The following is a 23,968-nucleotide window of genomic DNA, read 5'->3' on the forward strand; positions in this document are numbered from 1 at the left end:
CGTACCGGAGCAAACTTTTCATTGACAAGATACTCGTCCGCGGTCTATCTTTTCAGTGTAAAGATTCGCTGGGGCCGCAAGGCTTCGCTCATCGATGGAGCCTCTCATGGCACCCTTGCTCTTTCTCCTCATCACAACTCTCGCCGTCAACGCCGTCGGGCGCTTCAACTCGGCAGCGGCCGAACATGGCCTCGGCACGTGGCCGGTGGCGATCAGGTTCGGACTGGCCGTGATGTTCATCGTCACCGGCATCTCCCATTTCGTCGGCATGCGCGAGGCTCTCATCGACATGGTGCCGCCATGGCTTCCGGCAGCAGCCGCGCTCGTCACCGTGACCGGGGTACTCGAACTGTTCGGAGCCATCGGCCTGCTGCTGCGCCCGACTCGCCCATGGGCGGCCGGCGGGCTGGGGCTGATGCTCATCCTCATGTTCCCGGCGAATGTGCACCTGGCGCTGACCGGCGAGAATCTGCCGTGGGACGACCAGCTGGTGCCGCGCACAGCCATGCAGGCCGTCTTCCTTGCCGCGGTCCTCGCAGTTCTCATTCCGGAGATCTGGGCCCGGCGAGGAGCGCAAAGGCAGTACGCGCCGGGCGCGACATCGAAGCCGTCCGCACTCTGACGCTCCGGGCCTATTTGTAGTAGCCCTCGCGAAGGTTGATTCCGTGCTCGACCCAGACCTTGAGCGCCGAGAGCATCCCGGTCCAGCCCATGCAGTTGCCGAAGGCGCCCTGAGCTCCGCCCTCGGTGAGCTTCCAGGACTTCTCCGTGATCGTCACGAGCGTCCTGGCCCCATCGTCGACGGGGTGAAGTAGCGCGAGAGCTGTTCGAAGTCGGCGGGCAAGGGCCGCACTCACGCTTCCCGAAGTGGGCCGGTCGAGCCGCGAACGATGAGCTCAACGGGTTCCCGATGGTTCCCGAGTCCGGGTTCGGTGAGTCGCCGATATGCCTGGCGTCCCATTTCGCGAAGGTCCAGTCGGACCGTAGTCAGTCCAGGTGACAGCAGCGACGAGGTGGCGAGATCGTCATGACCGATCACGGAGATATCTCGACCGACAATGAGACCCTGGTGACGAATCGCATGATAGACATAGGCAGCTGTGTGATCCGAGTTCGTAATAATTGCCGTCGGACGTTCTGCAGTCGGCATTCCGAACACTTCGGACAAATGCTCTGTAAGGCCGTCGCCTCTCAGCGAAGCGTAGATGGGACTAGGCAGAACATCATGCTCTGAACACAGCTGCAGATACCGTGCCGTCCGGTCTCCATCGGGCATGAGCTGGGGCGGAGCAGACAAGAGTGCAATTTTTCTGTGCCCCATTTCGTAAAGATGGTGGAAGGCGAGATCCACTGCTGTCTCATCGTCCGGCGTCACATGAGGGATCTCAGGTGCCGCTGTGAGTCGCGCATTGACGATGGCAAGCGGCGCCGTCGGCTGCAGCTGTTGCCATAACCGGACGGTGGACGCATCGCCGACGGGCACGATGGCCAGTCCAGCCGTACGGCGGGAAGCCAGCGAACGAACGTGCGCCTCTTCGCGCGCGGCATCAAATTGACTGTCCATCGCGAGAACCGATACGCCATCGCCTTCCGCTCTCTCCTGCATCCCCATGAGGATTTCGTTGAAGAACGGATTGGCGACGTTTCTGACAACGAGGCCCATAATCGTTGCTTTTCCAGTCCGCAGCTCGCGAGCACGCGGGTCTGGCTGGTAGCCGAGCTCAGCAGCAACATTGCGGACGTGTTGTCGAGTCGGCTCGGAGACTCCAGGACGTTCGTTGAAGACGAAGCTGACAAGGGAGGGAGATACGCCTGCCGCTTCAGCTACTGTCCGAACCGTGGGTCGACGGTTTGACGTTCCTCGCTCATTGTTCGGAACCATCCGTCGTCTGCCTCGCTCAATCTGTCGGTCCGTCGCGGTTCGCCGGCGGCTCAAATTCGGATCGGTGACTTTCACCGAGCTCCATTATCCCGGAAATCTGCCTGCCGACTTCTCGGTCGGCAGACAGATACGAACTCAGTCTGATCACTTAGACTCGGCACCGCTTTCTACACGTGCACTCCAGTGGCCGGCTTCGGCAGCCAGCTTCAAGAGACCCCCAATGCTGTAAGAAGCTCATTCGAGACTGAAACCAGAAGGTCCTGATTACGATCGGCAACGGCCCCTTCAGCGTATAGTCCACCGACAGAACCTTCGTCGTTGGCCGCGATCTCCCGGTGAAGAGACGCGAGATCCTCAAGGCTCAGGGTTCCGTCCGGTGTCGCCGGTGCCTGGGAATCAACCATCGTCGTCCGCAGCCTGACCATCGACGGGCCTGCAGAGATCTCTATGCCACGGAATTGCACGGGCCATTCGGCGATGGAGCCAGTCGAAGCCTCCCAGAAACCGCCGCCTTCGCCAGGTCGAGGGGTGATTTTGTTGACATGGGTATGCCCTGACAGCCACAGTGCCACATTCGCAAAGCGGTGCAGAAGCTTTTCGACCTCGTCAGCAAGATACAGCTTCCCACGTCGGTCCTCTCCTGCCCCAGAGCCTGCCCCGAAGCCGTTGGTCATCGTAGAGAGACCATGGTGCGACGCGATGACGACCAACCGGTCGTCCCCGCCTCCGCTAACGGCCTCCCCGCTCTCGGAGAGATACGAGGTATGGACCTCGACGAGTTTCTCCTCCAGCCATTCGAACTGTCGCTGGTCCACGCACCCATCGACGTGCCCGGCGATGTTGGTGGTGTCCAGAACGATCATTCTCACTCCGGGAAGTTCGTCGTAGACGTAGTACGCGCGACCGGATGCTCTGTTGTCCTCGGTGAATCCGTGCCCCTGCGGAGAGCCGAGGGCGCAGAGATGTCTATTAACATACTCAGCCTTCGTCACCATCCGCCGCCCCGAGTCGCTTTCGATAGGATGGCTCGCCCCTTGAGAGACCCACGTCGGGTCCTCGACGTATGCGGACAGCTTATCTCCGCGGGGACCGGCATCCTCCGCTACTCCAATGGGCTTGGCTCGGCCAGTGAGAAAGTCGTCGTATCCGCGCGGCTCGGCGGAACGCCCCTGTACCAGGCAGTCATGATTGCCGAAGCAGCTCAGCCAGGGAAGCTTCAGGCCCTCGCCGTCAAACGGTTTGGCAGATGCCGTCAAGGCTCCCGCATGTGTCGGCAGCCCTTTCGTCTTCTTCCACTGGTCGTGCGACGAAGGCTCGGGGTTGTAGTAATTCTCGTCATCCAGGCCCACTGGCGCATCGCTGAAACCGCGTGTGCCAGCTGCTGGCTCGATTGTGCCGCCCGCGAGGTATGTGAGGAACGCATCGAGCTCGTTCGACTGCGCCGAGTCTGTGTTATCCCCGGTTGTCAGAGCGATGTCCCATCGTCCCGGTTCCCTGGCGACTAGTCCGTTGATGGTGCGCACCGTCATTTCAATCGCGTGCGCCAGAAGAAACTCTTGTGGCCGGTAGGCGGGAAGCATGCGCGCCCAGTCTGGTTGCCCTTCGCGTCGTTGGAGGAACTCCACTCGACTCGGCGAGGCAAGGTCTGCGATCTGAAAGTCAGTGAAGTGAACCAGCCCGGCAAGCCGGACTTCATCGCGGGCAGGCTCTCCGTCTGGCGTCGCAGGCACCAGGTCATTGCGCACAGTATGCTGTTCACCGGAGTGGAGGTGGAGCCGACGATACGGCTCGCCCTGGTCGGGAACCAGAGTCGTTTCGACGGTGGTGATCACCTTAATGTCATCGCGCTCAGGCATGAGCAGGCTCCTCGAAGTTGATCTCTTCCAGGCTGCGGTTCTTCGTCTCCGGTGCCATAAACAGGCAGATCAGCAAGCCCGCGGCACCGACGGCGGCAAACACCCAGAGTGCCGCATTGTTCCCCCATGCCGCCACGAGGTTGGGGAAAGCCAGCACGCCCAGGATCGATCCGATGCGGCTTACCGAGGTCGCCAGTCCCGAGCCCGTTGCACGCAGTGATGTCGGGAACAGTTCTGTGGGGTAGACGAAGTTGAGGATGCCGCCACCGGAGTTGGCGAAGAGTACGGCGATGCTGAAAAGGACAACGAGGAATCCGAAGCTCGGTCCGATGACAGAGGCCAAGACGATGAGTGCCACGGTGAGGCCGGCAAAAGAGGTGATGATGAGTGGACGTCGTCCCCAGTTGTCGACGAGATTCATGCCGATGATGGAACCGGCCAGTCCGAGGAGGGCAACAACTCCGGACCCGATAATCACACTGACGTGAGAGCCGTTGGTGAACGGTTCCAGGATGGTCGGCGTGTACATCGAGATGCCGTAATAGGCAGTGGCGTAGCAAAACCAGAATCCGCAGACGAACAAGGTCCGTCGACGCTGGACACCGACGAAGAGCTTTGCCGACTCGCCCGGCTTCGGCTGGTCGCTTTCAGTGAGCTCGGCATCGGTCGGTCGTACACCGGTGACCTTTTCGACGACATTCTTCGCGTCCTCTGTTCGGCCGTGGGCGAGGAGCCAGCGAGGCGATTCGGGGAGCTGCACGCGGAAGATGAAGACGATGAGCGCGAAGACTGCTCCCACCAGCAAGAGCGCGCGCCAGGCGTAATCTCCCAGCGGCAGCACAACCAACCCGACCAGATATGCGGCGACCGCTCCGACGAACCACATCGCACCGAGCGACGTGGAGAGCTTCCCTCGCCCCTTCTTAGAGGCGAATTCAGAGACAATGGTCGCCGAGATGGGGTAGTCGGCACCGATTCCGATGCCGAGCAGGAATCGGAAGATGATGAGCTGCCAGACATCTTGTGAGAATGCTGTCAGGGCCGCAAACACGACGAAGGCGAGCAGATCGATGACATACATCGCCTTGCGGCCGAAACGATCAGTGAGATTGCCGAGTACGGCGGCGCCGATGAAAGAGCCTATGATCGCCGAACTGGTGATGAGGGACTTCTCGCCCGCACTGACATCCCATTCATTTGCAATCATCGGCAGAGCCACAGCGATGACCGTCAAATCGAAGCCGTCAAGGAATGTGCCGCCTGCAGATAGGACAGTCACCTTCCGTTGAAACCGTTTCGTCTGTGGACTCTCGAAGCCGTCAAAGTTCATGATCCGCACTCTCTCGGGGATGGAAAACCACCAAATAGGTGATCGTCTGAAGTCTCGTAATCTCGGGGTCTAAATCGATTTAAACGCTACACTGGCTGTTGCGCGATGCACAATAGAATTTTTGCCTGAAATCCAATCGACTCCTGCCCTTCATTCTGGGGTCAGATGAGGACACATAATGTTCACGTTCAAGTCATGAAAGGACCGGAGGCTGCAGTGGACGACATCCTCAACAACCGCTGCAATCGACTGTGGGGACTGCGGCACGGAGAGAGCCGAGCAAACGTCGAGCAGATTGTTGTCAGCCGCCCAGGCCGTCTTGCCTTCGAGTGGGCCTCGCTGACCGACCGGGGAAGGCAACAAGCAGAAGAGACCGCCCGAAACAATCGAATGCCCTCGGGCTCGCTTCTGATCACCAGTGATTTTGCGCGCGCCCACGAAACCGCTCAGATAGCAGCCACGGCCTGGGGAACCCGTCCCGTAAGGATCGATACGCGCTTACGAGAGAGGGATTTCGGTTCCCTCGAAGATGGCCCGGCAGCTCGATATGACGAGGTGTGGGCAGCAGATTCCGAAAATCGAGGCTGGCCCGACGGCGTTGAGACTCCGCAACATGTCGCCGCGCGGACTCGTGCACTTATCGAGTCACTCATTGACGATCCCGAAAATGAAGCTTCTGAAATCGTCCTCGTGGCTCATGGCGACGTACTGCAAATCATGGAAGCCTGGCTGAAGGGACTCGACCCGTCAGAGCATCGCTCGCTTCCCCACCTTCGCAATGCCGAACTTCGCCTTCTCACTCCAACTAAGGTATAAGTTCGAAGAATCCAAGAATGCGCCTTGGAGGTTTAGCCTCGGCTTCGACCTGATTGCGTTAAGGAGTTTGGCAAGAGTTCGGATCAGCTCACTTGTAGTAGCCCTCGCGGAGGTTGATTCCGTGCTCGATCCAGACCTTGAGCGCCGAGAGCATTCCGGTCCAGCCCATACAGTTGCCGAAGGCCCCCTGGGCTCCACCCTCGGTGAGCTTCCAGGACTTCTCCGTGATCGTCACGAGAGTCCTGGCCCCGTCGTCGACGGGAGTCAACTCGAAAGTCGTCGTCGTATCCTTCTCCACTGACTCATCGGACCCCTCCCAGCGGATGACGATCTTCTCGTCCTGTATGCTCTCGACGACCTCGACGGGGAATCGACCCGGGAAGTCAGCGAAGTCCCATGTCACTTCGGCTCCGGCTTCCAGGCGGCCGCGGGCGCCGCCGGTCGTGAAGTAATGCGTGAGCTGTTCGGGATCGGCAACCGCCTCGTAGGTTTCGTGTGGAGTCTTCGCGATATACCCGGTGACGGTGAAGGACAGCTCCTCTAGCGGGCGGGACTGATCGTTCACCTCGGCGGGCGTGCTCTGGGGGCTCTGCTCATCTGTCATGTGATATTTTAACCACATGTCACAGGTGGAGGGAACGGGTGAATCCGATGATGCGGTGTTCAAAGCACTGGCCAACCCCACCCGCCGACATACCCTCGACCTGCTCCGTACTCGACCGCGCACGACCGGCGAGGTCTGCGAAGCGTTCCCCGACCTCGACCGCACGACGGTGCTCCAGCATATTCGGGTACTCGAGAGCGCCGAGCTGGTCACCGGTCGCAAGGAAGGACGCACTCGCCGGCTCGCTCTGGCGCCGCTGCCGATCAAGCGGATCCACGATCGGTGGATCGGCGAGTACACACGTGCGGCCGTCGGACTGCTCGCGCAGCTCGATGAGGATTCCCAGCGCTGACGATTCAGCCCTACCCTTCAACCACAGGCTCAGTCGCACCCCGCAGTCTCCGGGTCAGCAGCGCCCACACTGACAGCTCAGCCGTGCCCGTTGTTCCGCATCTGCAGAGTCCGCGCGATCCACGACAGGGCACCGGTGAACAGCAGAAGCAGAGCACACACCAGGAAGGTCGACGACGAACCGAGATAGGTGAAACCGAGTCCGCCGACCACACCGGCGACAGCCAGACCGATGTCGAAGTTCATATTCCAGGCGACGCTGGCCCGGCTCGGCGAACTGACCGAGGCGAAGGCCATGACGAGACTTGCCGACTGCATGGCACCCAGACCCAGTCCGATGATGAGCATCGAGACGAACAGTGTCCCACCGTAGGAGACGACGGCGCAGACCAACCCGATCGACGTCAGGACGAGTCCCAAGATGTTGAGGGCGAACGGCGGGAAGCTGTCCGAAACGGCCCCGACGACGAAGCGTCCGATGACCGCCGATATCTGCATCCCGGCGATGAACAGTGCCGCCACGGCGACGTCCTCGCCCGGACCGAAGCCGACGATGATCCCTAAGACGATCATGCCGACGAGGAACGGAGAGAGCATGAGAACGAGCCCGAGGGCCTCCCCCGCCCGGCGTCCCACCTTCCGCAGGCTCCGGCTCTCATTGCGACCGGGCCGAACCCCGACAGTATAGCTGCCGTTGACCGGTTCTCCCGGATCGCCTTTTCCTCGCCGAGGCCGCCGACCGGGTACGTATTTGAGCACAGTGGGGATGGCCAAGAGGAGACAGGCGCAGACGATGACGCGGAAGATCCAGATCGGGATCGACTCGACCAGCCACAGTCCCAGCGGAGCTCCGACTGCCGCTGCCAGGGAGGTGATCCCACCGAAGCAGCCCAGCGCCTTGCCGATCCGCCCCGGCGAGGTCGTCCCCGGGACCGCTGCGTTGGCGAGGACGACGAAGAGGCCGAACCCGACGCCTCCGCAGAGTCCGGCGAGGACGAGAGCCAACAGGGGCGGGGTGACGAAGAGGCCGAGGAGTTGGCCGATGAATTGCAACAGGAGAGCCAGCATGAGCGAAGCCTTGAAACCGAAGACCCGACCGGCCCACGGAGCGAAGGGCTGAGCGACGATGACGCCGATCATCATCGTCGTCAGCACGGTCCCGCCGGTGACGGTCGACAGTCCGTCCGTCGACGCAATCGTCACCATCGTCGAATAGCTGAAGAAGAAGGCGGAGAACCCGAACATCGCCGTCCACACCAAGCCCAGCAGGGCCGGGGTGTACGTCGCCTGAGACGGCTGTTCGGGGTTCATAGTCCGAGGTTACGACATCGGCACTGCATCTGCCGTATCAGAATCGTCTGCCTCTCCTGCAGCGGAGAAGTGTTCACCTGCGCGTCAGAAACGTCGCCTATCATCGGTTCATGAACTCATCGGAACTCAGCTCGGACCTCAAGCGCGACGCTCCCAGCGGCACCATCGACACCGCCTTCGTCCTCAAGTTCGAACCGCTCTATGTCCTCACTGATCTCGAGTCAGAGATCTTCAATGACATCGGTCCGAAGACGAAGGTCCGCGAATCGTTCAAACGCAAGCATTTCCTCAAGGTCGCCGAGTGGAAGGCCCTAGGAGTTCTGCCGAGCCTCGAAGAGATCTCGTCCGATGACATCGATTTCGTCACCGGCGTTGCCCTCGACGACGACACACCCAACCGCTTCCGTCTGCCGTTGCTGCAGATGCTGCCCGGAGTGGGAATCCCGATGGCCAGCACGCTGCTCACCGTCGCCAATCTCAAGAAGTTCTCCATCATGGATTCCCGGGCGCTGACCGTTCTGCACGATTTCAATCTCGTGTCCACGGACAATCCGGCGCAGATGGACTATCAGACCTACCGCAAACTCATGAAGTCCCTGGCCAAGGGCGCCAACTGCGCGCCGATCGACCTGTATCGGGCTCTCATCGCCTATTCGCGACGGGAACGGGACTGAGGCTGCAGTTCCCGGGCTCGGCTCTGCCGACGGTCAGGGAACGTCTGGTTCAGCCGTCAGCCGACGACCGTGCGGCTCTGCCGACAGCGTGGGAACGGACCGCACTCAGGCGGCAAGCTCCTGCAGACGCCTCTGCCAGAACACGATCTCCTCGGTCAGTCGGGCCGGGTCGAGACCATCCGCGTACTGGGTGAGCTCGTCCTCCTGCGTCGGTGACATGACTCCCGCTGCCCGCAGACGTTCGAACGGTGTGCGCGGTTCGTCGTAGATTCGCCGCTGCTCGCCATGACCGCCATCGGACCAGCCAGCCGGTTTGCGCGTGGGAGTAAAGTAATTGAGCCGGTCATCGACCGCGCGCCAGAGTCCGTTGAGTGCAGACCGGGCCTCGTCGGTGTCATAGCGGCGGATATTTGCGTACTCATGGACGAGATGCTGATGCCGCGACGCTTCCGGAAGTCGATCGCGGCGGAGATCTTTGAGCACCGGACTGAAGTGGATGTCCAGTCCCCGCGCCCACTTGTCGGTCGCCTCGTGGACGGTGTCATCGGCATTGCTCAGCTCGATGGCATTGACCCAGAAGGGAATCCCCTGCACCTCATCGAGTGACCATTGCAGCACGTCCACCATAGTGTCCGGACCATTGTCGGCAAGACTGCGGGTGAAGACCCAACCGGTGTGCAGGCAGGAGGCGCTGATCGTGAAGACGCAGTTCGAGGCTCGGGTCGGTCCTGCGTGGGCGATGGTGTCGACGAGGAAGAATCCGGGTTCGTACTCGTTCGGTCCCGAAGCGAAGTCGAGGAAGTCTTCGCTGGGACTGGTGAACCGTTTCGTCGACACCCGACGGTCGCGGAAGTCCTCGGCTCGCGCGGTGCGCAGGTACCGGTCGATCGATGCCGGACTGACGGCGAGCAGCTCGGCCCGGACCTCGAGGCTGTAGCCGTCGCGGTCGGGCACCAGAGCGCCATGGCGTTCGGCCGCATCGAGCAGCTGCGGCATCACTGCGGCCAGGTACTTACCGCTCTGGAACCCGGACCATTCCCAGATCCGGACGAGGAGTGCACGCGATTCGGGTGAGTATTTGCAGCACCTCGACAACGGTTGGTCGGCGGGCGGATCATCGTAGGCATCGTCTTCTCCGACGCGGAAGGCCGCCAGGCGGCGCCGCGCATGGTCACGTGACCAACCGGTGAGGATCATGACCTCGTCGAGGATCCACCCTTTGTCCTTCTTCCGTGCCGACGAATACAACTCGAGATAGTCATCGACATCGAATTCTGTTTCAGTTGTCTCTGGGGAAGGAATGCTCTGAATATTCTTCTGATCGTGCATCAATTTTGTTAGTTCCTCCGATTTCGGGGAAGCCACTTCTTTGTTTTCGCTCTGCCCCGGAACGATTTGCATAATGCTATTCTGAGTTCAGGCAGGAGGTCTTCCTAAACGACAGAAGACGCAGAGATGTCACAGACTGCAGCACGACTGCTCGGGTTATTGTCACTGTTGATGGTGCCCCGAACCTGGTCGGGAACCGAATTGGCAGATCGTCTGGAAGTGAGTCCGCGGACCGTCCGGAACGATATCGGCACGCTCCGCGATATCGGCTATTCGATCGACGGCACACGCGGAACCGAAGGCGGATACCGTCTCACCTCGAACGGCGTGGGCATCCCGCCGCTCATGTTCGACGCAGATGAAGCGGTGGCGGTCGCCGTCGGCCTCCACTCGGGGCTGAGCTGCATCATCGGCGGAATGGAAGAGACCTCGGCACTGGCGCTGGCGAAGCTCGAGACGATTCTCCCCGCCGCAGTCCGAGCACGGGTGCAGAGTCTCGCGCACTTCACTGTTCCGGTCGTCGGCAATCAGCCGATGCCGATTGTCGACCCCAACCTCATCGTCACTCTCATCGATCACTGTCGCCGGCGCGAACGCCTGCGCTTCGCGTATCTCGGTGAACCGTCCGACCACTCGCCCGGCAACACAGGCGACTCATGCGCCACAAGCCCAGGCGCAGCGGACCCAGACACAGGTGACTGCCCACAGCGGGACGACCCGAGCAGCGCCTCGGCACACGAGGTCCACCTGGAAGTCGAGGCCTACCGACTCGTCAATCGTCAGCACCGTTGGCACCTGCTGGCCTTCGATCCCAGGGCCGGGGACTGGCGAGTCTTCAGCGCAGAACGCATCGTGCCGAAGACCCCGAGCGGCCCCAGCTTCACTCCACGTCCGCTGCCGGCCGTGGACATCGGTGACTTCGTCGAACGACACGCCACGGAACCCAGGTGGCGGCATTCGGCCCAAGTCGTCGTCGATGCCCCGGCGGCCTCGGTGATGAAGAAGCTCGCGTCCGCCGAAGGCACGGTCGAGGCGCTCGAGGGCGACCGGTGTCTCGTCACTGTCGGCGGCCAGAGCCTGACCACGATGGCCCTGGCGCTGGCGCGTTTGGACACCGACTTCACCGTCGTCGACAGTCCCGACCTCCGCGAGTGCCTCCACCGGCTCTCGGTCCAACTCGGCCGCGCGGCCGATGACCAGGCGGTACCCGACAGCGCACCTTCCCGAGCGAAGAATGCGGTTCGCCGAGCAGCGAAATAGGGATAAAGTCACAACCCCGCATAAAAGCCTTTGTGCGAATATGTGAAATTTCGCGGGCATGACAGGTGAGTCATGACCATTCCTTGTCGGCTGAGAACACCGGACGGTAACTTTCCTGGATACGTTTCAGGTATCGGCTCGCTTGATGGCGACTAATCCATTCGGGCCGTTGTCAGCCACAATCCCTAATCCTCTGATCGGAGAAATGAGATGCTTCTGCCGTGCTTCGGCACAGCAACGAGTCCTCGTGCCATCACACTCGATTCCGACGGCAGGCCGCAGTGACAGCAACAGACGACGGACGCTCGATGACGACCGGGCATCTCCGCCGCGCTGAGGACCTCGCGAAGCGCATCCGCCGTACGAACATCATCTATGCCCGCCTCTATGGGCCGCTGGTCATGCTGGTCATCGCCGCATCGTTCTTCCCCTACTACTCCCCCGAACCGGACAGTTCGGTCACGTACGGGAACCTGTGGCAGGAAGTTCTCATCATCGGTCGCGGCGTCGATGTCTTCGCGCTCTTCGCTCTGCTGTTCACCACCGGGCTGCTGTGCCTGGCAGCGGTGGGCCGCACGACAATCGCCGTCCTGATCGCGATCCTCACCGGCGCGATCGTCATCGGCTGCACCCTCCTGCAGGCACCCGGCTACGTCAGTCCACCGGCGCTGACGATCTTCGGCATCATCGACATCTCGCTGAGCTTCCTCATCGCCGCGATCACCTTGGTGCACTCCCTGCACCTGTTCGCACTCGACCTCGGGTTCCAGCGTCGCACCGCATGAAACCAGCGCCGGATTGCCAAAGTGCACCCCGTCCAGCCTGAAAGCAGCGTCGCACCGGGTAGGACGACAGCCTTTCACCCGATCAGCCGACCGATCTCCCCGCGGCCTGCAGTGTCGGGATGACCTCGTTGCGGGTCAGCGGCGCGAATTGGCGGATATCGGTGTCCGCGGGCAGCGGGTCTATGGGAAACCATCCGGCTTCGGCGATCTCGGCCAGATGCGTGATGTTCTCCACATCGAGTGCTTCCGGCAGACCGTCATAGCAGAACACGTCACCGATGACACGGTGATCGGCTTCGTTCGCCGCCGCGGCAGCGAAAGTGCCCAAGGCGTGCAGTCGGTGACGGTCCAGATCGAGTCCGAGCTCCTCGGCGATCTCACGGACGATGGTGTCCTCAGCGGTCTCCCCGTCTTCGGGTTTGCCGCCGGGCAGCATGAAGGAACTGGTCCCTGCCTTGCGCACCATGAGCAGTTCCCGGCGCTGCGGGTGGAGAAGGACGAGCGCGGAGACGCGGATGTCATTCATTCCGACCACACTCCGGACGCGCCTCGGCGGTGGGAATCGAGCAGGTGCGTATCGACCATGCCGATGGCCTCCATCAGCGCATACATCGTCGTCGGCCCGACGAAGCGGAACCCCTTCTTCTTCAGCGCCTTCGACAGTGCCACGGATTCCGGTCCGGTCGTCGGGATCTCGGCAATGGTACGCGGTCGCGGGGTCTGCGCAGGCTGGAACGACCACAGGAACGCATCGAGTCCGCCGTCTTCACGCAGTTCGATCACGCGCGCGGCATTGTTGATGCAGGCTTCGATCTTGCCGCGATGGCGGATGATCCCGGAATCGGTCAGCAGCTGTTCGATCTCGCCTTCGCCGAAGCGGGCCACGGCATCGGGATCGAATCCGGCGAAGACCTCGCGGAACCGCTCGCGCTTCTTCAGAATCGTCAGCCACGACAGTCCGGCCTGGAACCCTTCGAGGCTCATCCGCTCGAACAGCCCCGCCTCGTCGTGGACGGGCAGACCCCACTCGCTGTCGTAGTAGTCCAGCAGCATCGGGTCACCGTATGCCCACGGGGTGCGGGCAAGTCCATCGTCACCGGTGACGGCTCCCCCTGATGCGCTCGGCTGTGATTCGTCGTCCATCCTGCAACCGTATCGCGTCGCACTGACATTGCCCGCGCACCCCCAACACTCCGGCCACCCGCAGCTGTGATCTCACCGTTGTGAGCCTAGTGTCAGCCGTCTCCGATAGGGTGCGGCCATGCCTTCAGTGCTCCTCCTCGGCTTCGGTGCCATCGGCCGCCACGTCGCTCGGCTGCTCTCTCCCGAGCTCGAAGCCGGGGCGTTCAACCTGACCGCCCTGGTCTCGGATCGGACCAAGCACAGAGGTCGCCCGAATCACGGCGCCGAGGTGGTCGACCTCCCCACGCTCACCACCCCGGTTCACGAACCGGCCCCGTCGTTGCCTGTTCCGTCGTCGACGCAATCACCGTGGCCGAGGATGTTCGACCGCTTCGATGTCATCGTCGAATGCGCTGGGGTTCCCGCTGCTGCCCGATTCGGCCCCGCCGTCATCGCGGCCGGTCGCCCTCTCGTGCTCACCAGTGTCGGAGCCATGGCCGGTCCCGACACCCGCGCGGGTCTGCTCGGCGGACCCGGCCACCTGCATGTGACCAATGGGGCGATCGGCGGAGTCGATGTGCTCGAGGCGGCGGCTCAGTCCGATGGCCTCGACAGCGTCGAAATCACCACTGCGAAGGAGGCGAGCGGACTCATCCGACCGTGGATGTCCGAGAACGAAGCCGAGCGTCTGCGCGGTCTCCGCCCCGAGGACGGCCCTCTGACGGTGTTTGAGGGCAATCCCGCCGAGGCGATCGAGAAGTTCCCCGCCAACGTCAACATCGCCGTCGCCCTCGCTTGGGCCACCCGCGGACTGAGTTCTGTTCCATCGGCCTCAGACTCAGGAGTCAGAGCGGCGTCGACCGACACTGGGCCTGAACGCACCGATGCCGACTTGCTCGGTGACTCTTTGGAGAGGGTGCGGGTCGTGCTCCAGGCGATCGCCGGGCAGACCCAGTCCGCCCACCGAATCCGGGCGTCCGGGGCCGCAGGGGAATTCGCCTTCGACATCCGATCGACGCCGAGCCCGGAGAACTCTGACACCAGCGGGCTCCCGGCCCTGTCCGTCGCCCGCACCCTGCGCACCGTGATGGCGGGGTGATCGCCTGGCCGCCCCCGAGCCCACCACGCAGCGTCCGCCGGCCTCGGCGCCGGCGATCGACGCATCCTCGGTGAGTGAAACGACGACGCCCGGGACCGCCGGCCGTCAGGCCAGAGATCCCGGGCGCTGCTCTCACCCGCCGGTTTCAGTCATCCGGACATCGCGATTCAGTCATCGCCGTGGATGATGTTCTCCTGCAGTTGGAGGAATTCGACGTGGCGCTGGTACTGGTCGAGCACGTCATCGATGATCTGCTCCTTCGAGAAGCCCATGATGTCGTAGCCCTGACCGGTGCCGCCGTCGAGGTAGACCTCCATCCGGTAGTAGTCCTCGCCGGTTCCGCGTGGGACCATTCCACCGAATGACGGCACGCTGACCTTGTGCGGCCACACCTGATAGCGGAACGGATACTCCCCGTCTCCGTCGACCTCGAACTGGAAGAGTTCGCCGTCGTCGACGAACACGCCTTCGGAATCAACGCGACCGCACCGCGACGAGATTCCGCGGCCTTCCATCTCTTCAGCCACCTCGTTGAGGGTGGGGATGAGGACCTTCTGCTCGAATTCCTTCGCGCGTGCCTGGTTCGGGAAGGACAGCACCCGTCCGAGCTGCCGCTGCCAGGTCTCGTGACCGGGGCCCCGAGAGCGACGAGCCAGCGAGCCGGGCAGGGTCGTATCGACGCTGTCGACGCGGTTCGCCTCGACTCGCAATGCCTTGTACAGACCGATCATGACGAGGATGACGACGAAGGCGAAGGGCAGGCCCATGATCACCGTCGCGTTCTGCAGCGCGCCGATTCCCCCGACGAGCAGCATCGCCACCGTCAGGGCGCCGGTCAACAGCGCCCAGAAGATGCGCAGTCCGCCGCGGCCGTCCTCGGAGGGGTTGCGCAGGTTCGACGACAGATTCGCCATGACCAGGGCAGCGGAGTCCGCGGTGGTGACGTAGAACAGCAGTGCGGTGAGCGTAGCCAGACCGGCGATGAAGGCGAACGCCGGGTAGCGGGAGAGCAGGTCGTAGAAGCCGCCTTCGGGGCTGGCCATCACCGCCTCACCGAACTTCTTGTCACCGCTGCGGATGATGTCCAGCGCCGAGTTTCCGTAGATCGAGATCCACATGAAGATGTAGATGAACGGGATCGTCAGGGTGCCCAGCACGAACTGGCGGATGGTGCGTCCGCGAGAGATGCGGGCGAGGAAGAGGCCGACGAACGAGGCGAAGGCGATCCACCAGGCCCAGAAGAACAGGGTCCAGTCGGTCATCCAGGTCCCGGTGTCTTCGAAGGCGAAGGTCTGCCCGGCCATGTTCGGGAACAGTCGAACGAAGTCGGTGACGTTGAGGACGAGGGCGTTGAGCAGGAACTTTGTGTTTCCGGCCACGAGCACCCACAGGCTCAAAGCGATCGCGAGGACGACGTTGAGGATGGAGAGGAACTTGATTCCCTTGTCGACACCGGAGACTGCCGAGAGCGTGGCGACACCGACTCCGACGACGACGATGCCGACCTGAGTGGCGGTGCCGATCGGGATCCCGAGAACCGTGTTGAGGCCGACGTTGACCATGACGACGCCGATGCCCAACGAGGTGGCCACACCGAAGATCGTGCCGAGCAGGGCGGCGAAGTCGACCGTCTCGCCCAGAACACCGTGGACGCGTTTGCCGAAGATCGGGGCCAGCGCCGAACGGATCGCCAGCGGCATGTTCATCCGGTAGGCGAAGTAGGCCAGGGCCATGCCCATCAGGGCGTAGAGTCCCCAGCCGCTCAAACCGTAGTGGAAGAGCGCCCACACGGTGGATTCGCGAGCGGCGTCGACCGTTTCGGCCTCGGTGCTCGGAGGGGTGAGGTACATCGTGACCGGTTCGGCCACGGCGAAGAACATGAGATCGGTGCTGATGCCGGCGGCGAAGAGCATCGACGCCCAGGCGACGAGCCCGAATTCGGGTTTCGAGTGTTCGGGGCCGAGCTTCGTATTGCCGTAGCGGGAAGCCGCCAGGTAGATGACGAAGACGAGGACGGCGAGGACGAGGAGGACGTAGAACCAACCGAACCAATCGGAGGTCCAGCCGACGACGGCACCGAGGACCGCCTCGGCGTTGGTCGGTGAGATGAGGGCCCATGCGGTGATGGCGATTGCCACCAGGGCCGTCGCGATGAACACCCGCTTATTCACGGGTGGCAGCGACGGCTTCACCTTGGCCTTCGCTTCTCCTTTCGGTTCACCCGGCGGGGTGTCGACTGATGCTGACATGATTGTGCTCCTTATCCGGACGCTGCTGCGTCGTGGCATCGGACCCGGTCGAACAGGGTGCTCAACCGAGCATGATCAACGGCTGTTGCTGAATGAGATTCCGTCCTCGCCGATCCCCGGCTCCCCGGGGACGGCCAACAACGGAGGTTACCACATAGACACTTCCGGTCACTTATTCTGTGATGCCACGCAGATCTGCAGATCAGCGACTCACCCTCGCCGAGGCGGTATCTCCCGGCCGTCGTATCGACGATTCCTTTCCGCCCACCTCAGTGAGAAGGATCACCGGGTTTCACAGGGAGACGAGGAGCAGCGCGGCAGCCATCACCACCCCGGAGCCGAGGAACGTGATGACGGTGTAGCCGAGGATGTCGCGCATCTTCAGTCCGGCGATCGCGAGCACCGGCAGCGCCCAGAAGGGCTGGAGCATGTTCGTCCACTGGTCGCCGTAGGACACGGCCATGATCGCGATCGACGGATCGACGCCGAGCTGATTGGCCGCGTCGAGCATGATCGGCCCCTGCACGGCGAACTGGCCTCCGCCGGAAGGGACGAAGAAGTTGACGAGTCCGGCCGAGAGCAGGGCGAGGACACCGAAGGTCGTGGTGTTCGAGATCGAGACGAAGGCATCGGAGAACACGGCGATGAGTCCGGTGCTCGACATGATGCCGAGGATTCCCGCGTAGAGCGGGAACTGCAGGAGGATCTCGCCGACGTTCGACGCCGCCTCCTTCGTCAGGTGGATGAGCTCGAACGGGTTGCGCACAAGCAGCAGGATGAGGGCGAGGAACGACCAGTTGACGATGTCGAGGGTCAGTCCCCCGCCTTGGGCGAAGTGGATGACGAGGTAGGCGACAAGAGCGAGACCGACGATGAGGGTGAGCACTCGTGAGGCGTCGATGCGGTCGGCGGGGGTGACGACTTCTTCATCGACCTCGGACTGCTTCTCCGAGCTCACCGAGGCGGGGAGTTCGTAGACGGTGGCGCCGGCCTTGGGTGCGACAAGGAAGAAGAGGAGAGCACAGACGATGATGACTCCGGCGATCGCCAGCAGGTTCCAGCCGGCGAAGATCGTCTCCGACACCGGGATCGTCTGTCCGCCGAGCGATTCGGAGAGGAAGGAGTCCGGTGTGGCCGCGGTCAGCGGACCCGATCCCGAATAGCCCATATGCCAGACGACGAATCCGGAGTAGCCGGCGGCGACGAGCAGCGGGAAGTGGACCTTGATGCCGCGTTCGCGTGACTGCACGGCGATCTCACGGGCGAGCAGGGCGCCGACGACGAGACCGAGGCCCCAGGTGATGAGGCTGGCGAGCGCGGCGACGACGAAGACGAAGACATAGGCGAAGGTGGCGTTGCCGGGAACGCGAGCGAGCCAGGTCAGCAGCTTCCGCACGGGTCCGGTGTTGGCGAGGATGTGCCCGAGCAGGAGGATCAGGCACATCTGCGTCATGAACTCGAGCAGACCGGCCAGTCCCTCACCCCAGCCGGTGACGACGTCCGTCGGTCCGGCGTCGGTGAAGATGAACGCAAGGACGGCGACGATGAGGGTGAGGACGATGGCGAAGGTCAGGGCCGAGGGAATCCACTGTTCGAGGAATCGGTTGACCGGCCGCATGATCCCTTTTGAGGCTGCTGCGTTGACCTGGGTTGACGGCTTCGGTGCCGACATGGGGAGACCTCCCGCTGGGAATTATGAGAATCAGCTGTGCGTGGTCTCAGCATACAATCAGGGCGCTGTCCCCTGGTAGGAGACAGCGCCCGGAGTGCGATCACAACCCGGTCACGATCGGAACCCGGATCCTCGGGCTCCGATCGTATCGGTCAGTCCTGTTTGTACACGAGCTGCTTGTTGACGAATTCGTCCATCGCCAACGGTCCGAGCTCACGGCCGACGCCGGAGCGCTTGACTCCGCCGAAGGGCAGGAATTCGCGGGTGCCTTCGGGAGCGTTGAGGAAGACCATGCCCGAATCGATCTGGTCGCCGACCCGCTCGGCCCGCTTGATATCGGTGGAGAACACGGCAGCGCCGAGGCCGAACGGAGTGTCGTTGGCGAGCTCGACGGCTTCTTCCTCGCTGCTGACCTTGTAGACGATCACAGCGGGTCCGAAGAGCTCTTCGTAGTATCCGCGCATGCCCTTCTGCACATCGGTGAGGACAACGGGTTCGACATAGGCTCCGCCACCGTCGTACTTCTTGCCGCCGGCGAGCAGGGTCGCGCCCTCGCTGACGGTGTCCTGGACCTGCTCGACGAAGCGGTCGGCGGCGGCCACCGACGACAGCGGGGACAGACGGGAGCCCCCCTCGCCTGGAACGGCGGGGGTGTTCTTCTGGGCCGCCTCGGTGATGGAGGAGACGAAGTCGTCGTAGATGTCGTCCATGACGATCATCCGCTTGGGCGAGTTGCAGGCCTGGCCGGTGTTGCCCATGCGGGTGTCGAAGAACGTCTTTGCGGACTTCTGGACGTCGTCCGTGTCGAGCAGAATATAGGGGTCGGATCCGCCGAGTTCGAGTACGACCTTCTTGAGGTTCTTTCCGGCCTCGGCAGCGACGGCGGCACCGGCGCGTTCGGATCCGGTCAGGGACACTCCGTGGTTGCGCGGGTCGGGCAGGATGATGTCGGCGACCTGCTCGTTGCTGGCGTAGATGTTGATGTACGCGCCTTCGGGCAGCCCTGCCTCGATGAAGATCTCTTCCATGATCTGTGCCGAGCGGGGGCACTGCGGGGCGTGCTTGAGCAGGATGGTGTTGCCCAGGGCCAGGTTCGGGGCGGCGAAGCGGGCGACCTGGTAGTAGGGGAAGTTCCACGGCATGATGCCCAGCAGCGAGCCGACGGGCTTGCGGCGGATCATGGCGGTGGCGTCCTTGGGTCCGCGCAGTGGTTCGTCGGCCATGAAGGCTTCGGCGTTGTCAGCGAAGTACTTGTAGATCATCGAGCACAGCTGGACTTCGCCCTTGCCTTCGGGCACGGATTTGCCCATTTCGAGCTTGATGACTTCGGCGAGCTCTTCGGCGCGTTCGGCGTAGATCTCGGACACGCGGGTCAGCAGTGCGGCGCGCTCGGCTACCGTGGTCCGGCTCCACTCGTCGAATGTCGTCGCCGAACGGTCGAGGGCGGCGAGGATCTCGGCATCGGTGGCGGTGGAGAATTCTTCGGCGACTTGGCCGGTTGCCGGGTCGGTGACGCGATACATGGTGGTCATGGCTGTCCTCTTTCACTTAGACGAGGTTGAGGCGATCACTGATGGTGCGATCGCAGGTCCATCCCCCACGCTATGGCCGAACTCCGACGTCGGCAACGGCGGTCTCATTTCCTGGGCGGATTCCCAGCCGTCACCGAGGTGGCCGACCCGACCGACGGTGCGCTCAGCAACGCCGCCGGCCGAGTCCGTCGAGGCCGTTCCGCCGGTGGGGTCGGGTCTGACCCGCCGCTCGGGGCCGTTCCGCCGGTCGGGTTCGTCCCGATCCCTCAGCCGGTGACGCCGGTGAGTTCGTTCGGTGCGTGCGGCAGCGATTTCTCGGCCATCACCTCACCGGATTCGAGGTCGACGATGTGGATCGTCTTCTCCGCCGGATCGCTGACATAGGCGACCTCGCCCTGGACGAAGAGCGTCGGGCGGGCCTTCTGCCATTCGGCGGGCTCTTCCCATTCGTCGATGACCGGGTACTCCTCCGTCACCGAGGCGGTCGCGGGGTCGATGATCTTCAGCTTTCCGTCCGTGGTCAGGACGACGCCCTCCCCTTCGGGTCCGCGGCCCAGTGACCGGAAGCTGTAGGAGGGACCGAGGTCGACGAGCGAGAGCTTGCCGGTCTTCGTATCCGTGACGCTCACCCGTTCGGGACGTTCGAGTTCGGCATCTTCCTCTACTTTGTAATCGCCGAGGATGTACTGCGATTCGTCGCTTCCGGACTGGTTGCCGATGCGACCGAAGGAGTCGGGAGCGTCGATCTTCTCGAACTTCCCTTCTTTGTACAGCAGGATTCCGTCCTCGCAGCCGAGCGCGATGACCTCGTCCTTCGCAGCGGCTTCGCCGTGGACTCCGGGGCACTCGTCGCTGCTCGCGATCTCTTTGCCGGAGCTGTCGACGACCTTCGCACCCGAGCGTTCGTCCTCGGTTCCGACGGTGTGCAGCATCGACCCGTCGGCGAGTTTCACGGCGACACCGTGGTGGGGTTCATCGGCCTCGGCGACCTGGGGCTTCGGGGCACCGTCGGAGAAGTCTTCGGTGTCGAAGGTCTGGATCTTGCCGTCGCCGTCGCCGAAGAGCACGGTGGTCTCGCCGTGGTTGACGACGTGTCCGGGCAGTTCGGTGTCGAAGACGGTGTCGGTGAGCTGGGGGTCAGCGGCGTAGCTGTGGGTGTGGTCGCCGTGGGGCTGGGTCCAGACTCCGGCGTCGAAGAGGCGGAAGCCTTCGGCGACGGAGACCATGAGGTGGCGGCCGTCGCCGACAGGATTGAGGCGGTTGAAGCCCTCGAGCTTCGTATCGTCGATGACGTCGAGAGTCGTTGCATCGAGGGTGAGGATCCCGCCGTCGTAGGTGGTCACGATCCGCGGCTGGGCGGCGGCGAGCTCCTGGGCGTGCCCTGTGTCGTCCTTGTCGTCTGCGGTGCCTGCGGTCTTCTCGTCCTTGCCGACCGCGTCGTAGTCGGTGGCGTCGTCGCCGGCTTGGCAGCCGGTGAGCAGCAGCGCCGAGGCGACCACCGCAGATCCGAGCATCGTGTGGTGTCGTTTCATCATTCGCACTCTCTAGTTAGTGAGACTCGTTATCATTAGCAGGTCGATACTAACCCGATGTGAGGCAGATATGCGAAATGAGGTCGCCGTCGGTGACGAAGGGAGACTCACGGGCCGGCGTGGGGCCGACGGCCGGTCCCGACTATGGCTTGAGTCACTGTTACGGTAGTGCTATGGCCAGTGTGACTGAACTCGTGAAGCGCTACTACACCACCGTCGATGCCGGAGACGCGGACGCCACCTCGGCGCTGTTCGCCGCCGATGCCAGCTATGATCGGCCGGGCTATCCGACGATGGTCGGCCAGCAGATCACCGACTTCTACCACGGCGAACGCGTCATCGAATCCGGTGCGCATTCGCTGCAGGAGATCCTCGTCGACGGTGATCGCGCATCCAGTCGCGGCGTCTTCAGCGGCCGCCTCAAGGACGGCTCTGAGACCTCGGTGGGCTTCGCGGACTTCTTCCTCTTCGACACCGAGGGCCTCATCGCCGAACGCACCACGTACTTCTACCAAGCAGCGGTCTGAGCCCCGGCCTCAGCGCCCCTGACCGCGGGCGTCGAGCACCGCCTTCTGGATCCGATCGCGGACGGCCGCGGCCTGTGGAGTCGGCGTCGGGCCATAGGCTTCTTCGACCTGCTCGAAGACGTCTTCCATGCCTGCGGGGTCGACGTCGACGGGCAGATCCTCGATGGCGGCGAAGGCCGGGCCGATATGGTCCATGAACCCGCGGATCCCGGCCTCTCCCCCGCCGAAGTGCATGCCTTCGAACTGACCGATGGCCGACCAGCGCAGACCCAGCGAATTCTTCATCACGGTGTCGAGTCCCTCGGCGGTGACGACTCCGTTCTGCACGAGCGAGATCGCCTCCTTCATCAGCGCGTTCTGGAGCCGGTTGCCGACAAATCCGCGGATCTCACGCCCGAGCACCACCGGTTCGCGCCCGCAGCTGCGGTAGAACTCGACCGCGGCCTCCACGGTCTCCTGGGAGGTCTGCGGCGACGGCACGACCTCGACGAGCGGCATGAGGTGCGGCGGATTGAACGGGTGGCCGACGATGACGCGAGCTGCCGCGGACTCCGGCAGCGCGGCTGCGATCGATGAGGCCGGGATCGTCGACGATGACGTGGCGAACACGGTCTCGGTTGGAGCCGCCTCGGCGATCTGAGAGAACAGCACCGGCTTCGATTCGGGGTCCTCAGGACCGGATTCCTGGACGAAGACGACACCTGCCACCGCAGCCTCGACGGATTCGGCGAGTTCAACGGTGCCGACCTGCGAGGCCAGCTCATTCCGGGCGGAAGCGTCGGCGGTGACGTCGGCCTGGAGCTCGGCGACCACCTCGGCGAGGTCGCGACGCGGGTCGAAGACCCGCACCGTGTACCCGCTGCGGGCGAAGAGGAAGGCGAACGATCGGCCGATGGTTCCGGCGCCGATGACGGCGACTGTTGAGCTCATGCGTCCAGGCTATACCCGGCCCCTCCCGACCGGCGGCGGAGTTCACTCAAGCGTGCGGGGACGTTCACTCACGCGCGTGTCGGCCGTATCTCGGCATGCACTGGACCGTTCGCCGTAGTCGAATCGTTGCCGTGCACCTCCCACCGGGGCCGAGATCTGGTGGCACAATGTCACCATGAGCGCGAACCCAGAACTGAGAACAGTGGACTCGGAGATCATCGCCCTGGCGGAGGACGAATACGCCGCCGCGGCGGAAACCGCGCGCATCGAGGTGCGCGAGATCCACACCGCCGACGAGGCGGCCAAGGCCTCACTGCTGCTCGACGAAGTCTGGAACGTCGACGAGACCGGCACGAACGTGTTCGAACCCAGTCTCATCATCGCCTTCGCCCACGCCGGCAACTATGTCTCCGCTGCGTACAGCGTCGACGAACCCGACGAGATGATCGGTGTGACCATCGGCTTCTTCGGTCAGCCTTTGGGTTCGGTCATGCATTCGCACATCGCCGGAGTCCGCCATCAGATCATCGGCCGCGGTGCCGGATCCGCGATGAAGCTGCACCAGCGTCTGTGGTGCCTCAACCTCGGCATCACCGAGATGACCTGGACTTTCGACCCGCTCATCGCCCGCAATGCGTACTTCAACTTCCAGCGTCTGGGTGTCGGCATGGTCGAATACCTCGAGGATTTCTACGGGCAGATGCGCGACGGAGTGAACTCCGGCCAGGCCAGCGACCGGATGATGGTGTCCTGGCCGCTCGACCGTCCGGCACGGGCCTCGGTCGTCGACCCCGGATCGGCCTTCCCCTGCCTGCGCGCCGATGACGACGGCGAACCGCTGCTGAGCGAGGTGCCGAAGGAGACCGAGTTCGTCTCGCTGGATTTCCCCTCCGATATCGAGGATCTGCGCGGCCAGGATGCCGATCTCGCCAGCCGCTGGCGACTGGCGCTGCGCACGGCGCTGACCGGCCTCGTCGGCGACGGCTGGGTCGTCGACACCTGCCTCAAGGGCGGCACCTACCTCCTCCACCATCCCTGAGAGTTCACCTTCGCTGCCCGTTCGCCCGGCGCGGCGGGTCTGTTCGCGCTGCCGGCAGCTGCCCCCGT

General features: G+C 63.2%; 24 protein-coding genes. 10 read left to right on the forward strand and 14 right to left on the reverse strand.

Annotation, left to right across the window (positions count from 1 at the left end; translation table 11 throughout):
* Positions 1-106: 106 nt before the first annotated feature.
* Positions 107-622 carry a DoxX family membrane protein gene (locus tag SB749_RS01420; protein WP_410708653.1) on the forward strand — a complete coding sequence of 172 codons (516 nt, stop codon included), beginning with the start codon at positions 107-109 and terminating at the stop codon, positions 620-622.
* Between the two features lie 10 nt (positions 623-632).
* On the opposite strand, the gene SB749_RS01425 is transcribed toward SB749_RS01420, so the two are convergent.
* The 4 genes from SB749_RS01425 to SB749_RS01440 all read right to left on the reverse strand — a co-directional run bounded on the left by SB749_RS01425 (position 633) and on the right by SB749_RS01440 (position 5,017).
* A complete protein-coding gene (locus tag SB749_RS01425) occupies positions 633-779 on the reverse strand; it encodes a hypothetical protein (RefSeq protein ID WP_410708654.1) in 147 nt (48 codons plus the stop codon).
* A gap of 74 nt (positions 780-853) precedes the next feature.
* Positions 854-1,957 (reverse strand): LacI family DNA-binding transcriptional regulator, encoded by a 1,104-nt coding sequence (locus tag SB749_RS01430; RefSeq protein WP_410708655.1) that lies wholly within the window; start codon positions 1,955-1,957, stop codon positions 854-856.
* A gap of 131 nt (positions 1,958-2,088) precedes the next feature.
* On the reverse strand, positions 2,089-3,738 hold the full coding sequence (locus tag SB749_RS01435; RefSeq protein ID WP_410708656.1) for a hypothetical protein: 1,650 nt from the start codon (positions 3,736-3,738) through the stop codon (positions 2,089-2,091).
* A complete protein-coding gene (locus tag SB749_RS01440; protein ID WP_208634991.1) occupies positions 3,731-5,017 on the reverse strand; it encodes an MFS transporter in 1,287 nt (428 codons plus the stop codon). Before SB749_RS01440 ends, SB749_RS01435 begins: the two co-directional genes overlap by 8 nt.
* Before the next feature lie 267 nt (positions 5,018-5,284).
* On the opposite strand from SB749_RS01440, the gene SB749_RS01445 reads away from it, so the two are divergent.
* The gene (locus SB749_RS01445; RefSeq protein ID WP_410708657.1) at positions 5,285-5,884 is read left to right on the forward strand and encodes a histidine phosphatase family protein; all 600 of its coding nucleotides are present in this window, start codon (positions 5,285-5,287) and stop codon (positions 5,882-5,884) included.
* Between the two features lie 88 nt (positions 5,885-5,972).
* Here SB749_RS01445 and SB749_RS01450 read toward each other — a convergent pair whose 3' ends face one another.
* Complete coding sequence (locus SB749_RS01450) at positions 5,973-6,488, reverse strand: SRPBCC domain-containing protein (RefSeq protein WP_410708658.1); 516 nt, start codon at positions 6,486-6,488, stop codon at positions 5,973-5,975.
* 16 nt (positions 6,489-6,504) lie between these two features.
* Here SB749_RS01450 and SB749_RS01455 point away from each other — a divergent pair, with 16 nt between their 5' ends.
* Positions 6,505-6,840: an ArsR/SmtB family transcription factor gene (locus SB749_RS01455; protein ID WP_410708659.1), complete on the forward strand. Its 336-nt coding sequence runs from the start codon at positions 6,505-6,507 to the stop codon at positions 6,838-6,840.
* 77 nt (positions 6,841-6,917) lie between these two features.
* Here the strand turns inward: SB749_RS01455 and SB749_RS01460 are convergent, their stop codons facing one another.
* Positions 6,918-8,150 carry an MFS transporter gene (locus SB749_RS01460; protein ID WP_410708661.1) on the reverse strand — a complete coding sequence of 411 codons (1,233 nt, stop codon included), beginning with the start codon at positions 8,148-8,150 and terminating at the stop codon, positions 6,918-6,920.
* A 110-nt stretch (positions 8,151-8,260) separates the two neighbouring features.
* Here SB749_RS01460 and SB749_RS01465 point away from each other — a divergent pair, with 110 nt between their 5' ends.
* Positions 8,261-8,824, forward strand: a complete 564-nt coding sequence (locus tag SB749_RS01465; protein ID WP_410708663.1) for a hypothetical protein — start codon at positions 8,261-8,263, stop codon at positions 8,822-8,824.
* A gap of 105 nt (positions 8,825-8,929) precedes the next feature.
* Here the strand turns inward: SB749_RS01465 and SB749_RS01470 are convergent, their stop codons facing one another.
* A complete protein-coding gene (locus SB749_RS01470) occupies positions 8,930-10,153 on the reverse strand; it encodes a hypothetical protein (protein WP_410708665.1) in 1,224 nt (407 codons plus the stop codon).
* 126 nt (positions 10,154-10,279) lie between these two features.
* Between SB749_RS01470 and SB749_RS01475 the strand changes: the two genes are divergently transcribed.
* Complete coding sequence (locus SB749_RS01475; protein ID WP_410708666.1) at positions 10,280-11,413, forward strand: helix-turn-helix transcriptional regulator; 1,134 nt, start codon at positions 10,280-10,282, stop codon at positions 11,411-11,413.
* A gap of 281 nt (positions 11,414-11,694) precedes the next feature.
* Positions 11,695-12,198: a hypothetical protein gene (locus SB749_RS01480; RefSeq protein WP_410708668.1), complete on the forward strand. Its 504-nt coding sequence runs from the start codon at positions 11,695-11,697 to the stop codon at positions 12,196-12,198.
* Positions 12,199-12,280: 82 nt separating this feature from the next.
* Here SB749_RS01480 and SB749_RS01485 read toward each other — a convergent pair whose 3' ends face one another.
* Both SB749_RS01485 and SB749_RS01490 read right to left on the reverse strand, forming a co-directional pair.
* Positions 12,281-12,724: an NUDIX hydrolase gene (locus tag SB749_RS01485; RefSeq protein ID WP_410708670.1), complete on the reverse strand. Its 444-nt coding sequence runs from the start codon at positions 12,722-12,724 to the stop codon at positions 12,281-12,283.
* The gene (locus SB749_RS01490) at positions 12,721-13,341 is read right to left on the reverse strand and encodes a DNA-3-methyladenine glycosylase I (protein ID WP_410708672.1); all 621 of its coding nucleotides are present in this window, start codon (positions 13,339-13,341) and stop codon (positions 12,721-12,723) included. Before SB749_RS01490 ends, SB749_RS01485 begins: the two co-directional genes overlap by 4 nt.
* A gap of 118 nt (positions 13,342-13,459) precedes the next feature.
* Here SB749_RS01490 and SB749_RS01495 point away from each other — a divergent pair, with 118 nt between their 5' ends.
* The gene (locus tag SB749_RS01495; RefSeq protein ID WP_410708674.1) at positions 13,460-14,419 is read left to right on the forward strand and encodes an aspartate dehydrogenase domain-containing protein; all 960 of its coding nucleotides are present in this window, start codon (positions 13,460-13,462) and stop codon (positions 14,417-14,419) included.
* Positions 14,420-14,586: 167 nt separating this feature from the next.
* On the opposite strand, the gene betT is transcribed toward SB749_RS01495, so the two are convergent.
* The 3 genes from betT to SB749_RS01510 all read right to left on the reverse strand — a co-directional run bounded on the left by betT (position 14,587) and on the right by SB749_RS01510 (position 19,872).
* Positions 14,587-16,668: a choline BCCT transporter BetT gene (gene betT, locus SB749_RS01500; RefSeq protein ID WP_410708676.1), complete on the reverse strand. Its 2,082-nt coding sequence runs from the start codon at positions 16,666-16,668 to the stop codon at positions 14,587-14,589.
* 292 nt (positions 16,669-16,960) lie between these two features.
* Positions 16,961-18,340 carry a short-chain fatty acid transporter gene (locus SB749_RS01505; RefSeq protein WP_410708678.1) on the reverse strand — a complete coding sequence of 460 codons (1,380 nt, stop codon included), beginning with the start codon at positions 18,338-18,340 and terminating at the stop codon, positions 16,961-16,963.
* A 152-nt stretch (positions 18,341-18,492) separates the two neighbouring features.
* Complete coding sequence (locus tag SB749_RS01510; RefSeq protein WP_410708680.1) at positions 18,493-19,872, reverse strand: NAD-dependent succinate-semialdehyde dehydrogenase; 1,380 nt, start codon at positions 19,870-19,872, stop codon at positions 18,493-18,495.
* Between SB749_RS01510 and SB749_RS01515 the strand changes: the two genes are divergently transcribed.
* The gene (locus tag SB749_RS01515) at positions 19,871-20,149 is read left to right on the forward strand and encodes a hypothetical protein (protein WP_410708682.1); all 279 of its coding nucleotides are present in this window, start codon (positions 19,871-19,873) and stop codon (positions 20,147-20,149) included. The genes SB749_RS01510 and SB749_RS01515 overlap by 2 nt on opposite strands.
* On the opposite strand, the gene aztD is transcribed toward SB749_RS01515, so the two are convergent.
* The gene (gene aztD, locus SB749_RS01520) at positions 20,139-21,407 is read right to left on the reverse strand and encodes a zinc metallochaperone AztD (RefSeq protein WP_410708684.1); all 1,269 of its coding nucleotides are present in this window, start codon (positions 21,405-21,407) and stop codon (positions 20,139-20,141) included. The genes SB749_RS01515 and aztD overlap by 11 nt on opposite strands.
* Positions 21,408-21,577: 170 nt before the next feature.
* On the opposite strand from aztD, the gene SB749_RS01525 reads away from it, so the two are divergent.
* Positions 21,578-21,931 carry a nuclear transport factor 2 family protein gene (locus SB749_RS01525; protein WP_262778191.1) on the forward strand — a complete coding sequence of 118 codons (354 nt, stop codon included), beginning with the start codon at positions 21,578-21,580 and terminating at the stop codon, positions 21,929-21,931.
* A 9-nt stretch (positions 21,932-21,940) separates the two neighbouring features.
* Here the strand turns inward: SB749_RS01525 and SB749_RS01530 are convergent, their stop codons facing one another.
* Positions 21,941-22,861, reverse strand: coding sequence for a 3-hydroxyacyl-CoA dehydrogenase NAD-binding domain-containing protein (locus SB749_RS01530; RefSeq protein ID WP_410708686.1), 921 nt, complete (start codon positions 22,859-22,861; stop codon positions 21,941-21,943).
* 175 nt (positions 22,862-23,036) lie between these two features.
* Here SB749_RS01530 and SB749_RS01535 point away from each other — a divergent pair, with 175 nt between their 5' ends.
* Positions 23,037-23,900, forward strand: a complete 864-nt coding sequence (locus tag SB749_RS01535; protein ID WP_139468195.1) for a hypothetical protein — start codon at positions 23,037-23,039, stop codon at positions 23,898-23,900.
* The last annotated feature ends 68 nt before the right edge of the window (positions 23,901-23,968 follow it).

The sequence above is a fragment of the Brevibacterium sp. SIMBA_078 genome, from assembly GCF_046534565.1.
Taxonomy (GTDB): Bacteria; Actinomycetota; Actinomycetes; order Actinomycetales; family Brevibacteriaceae; genus Brevibacterium.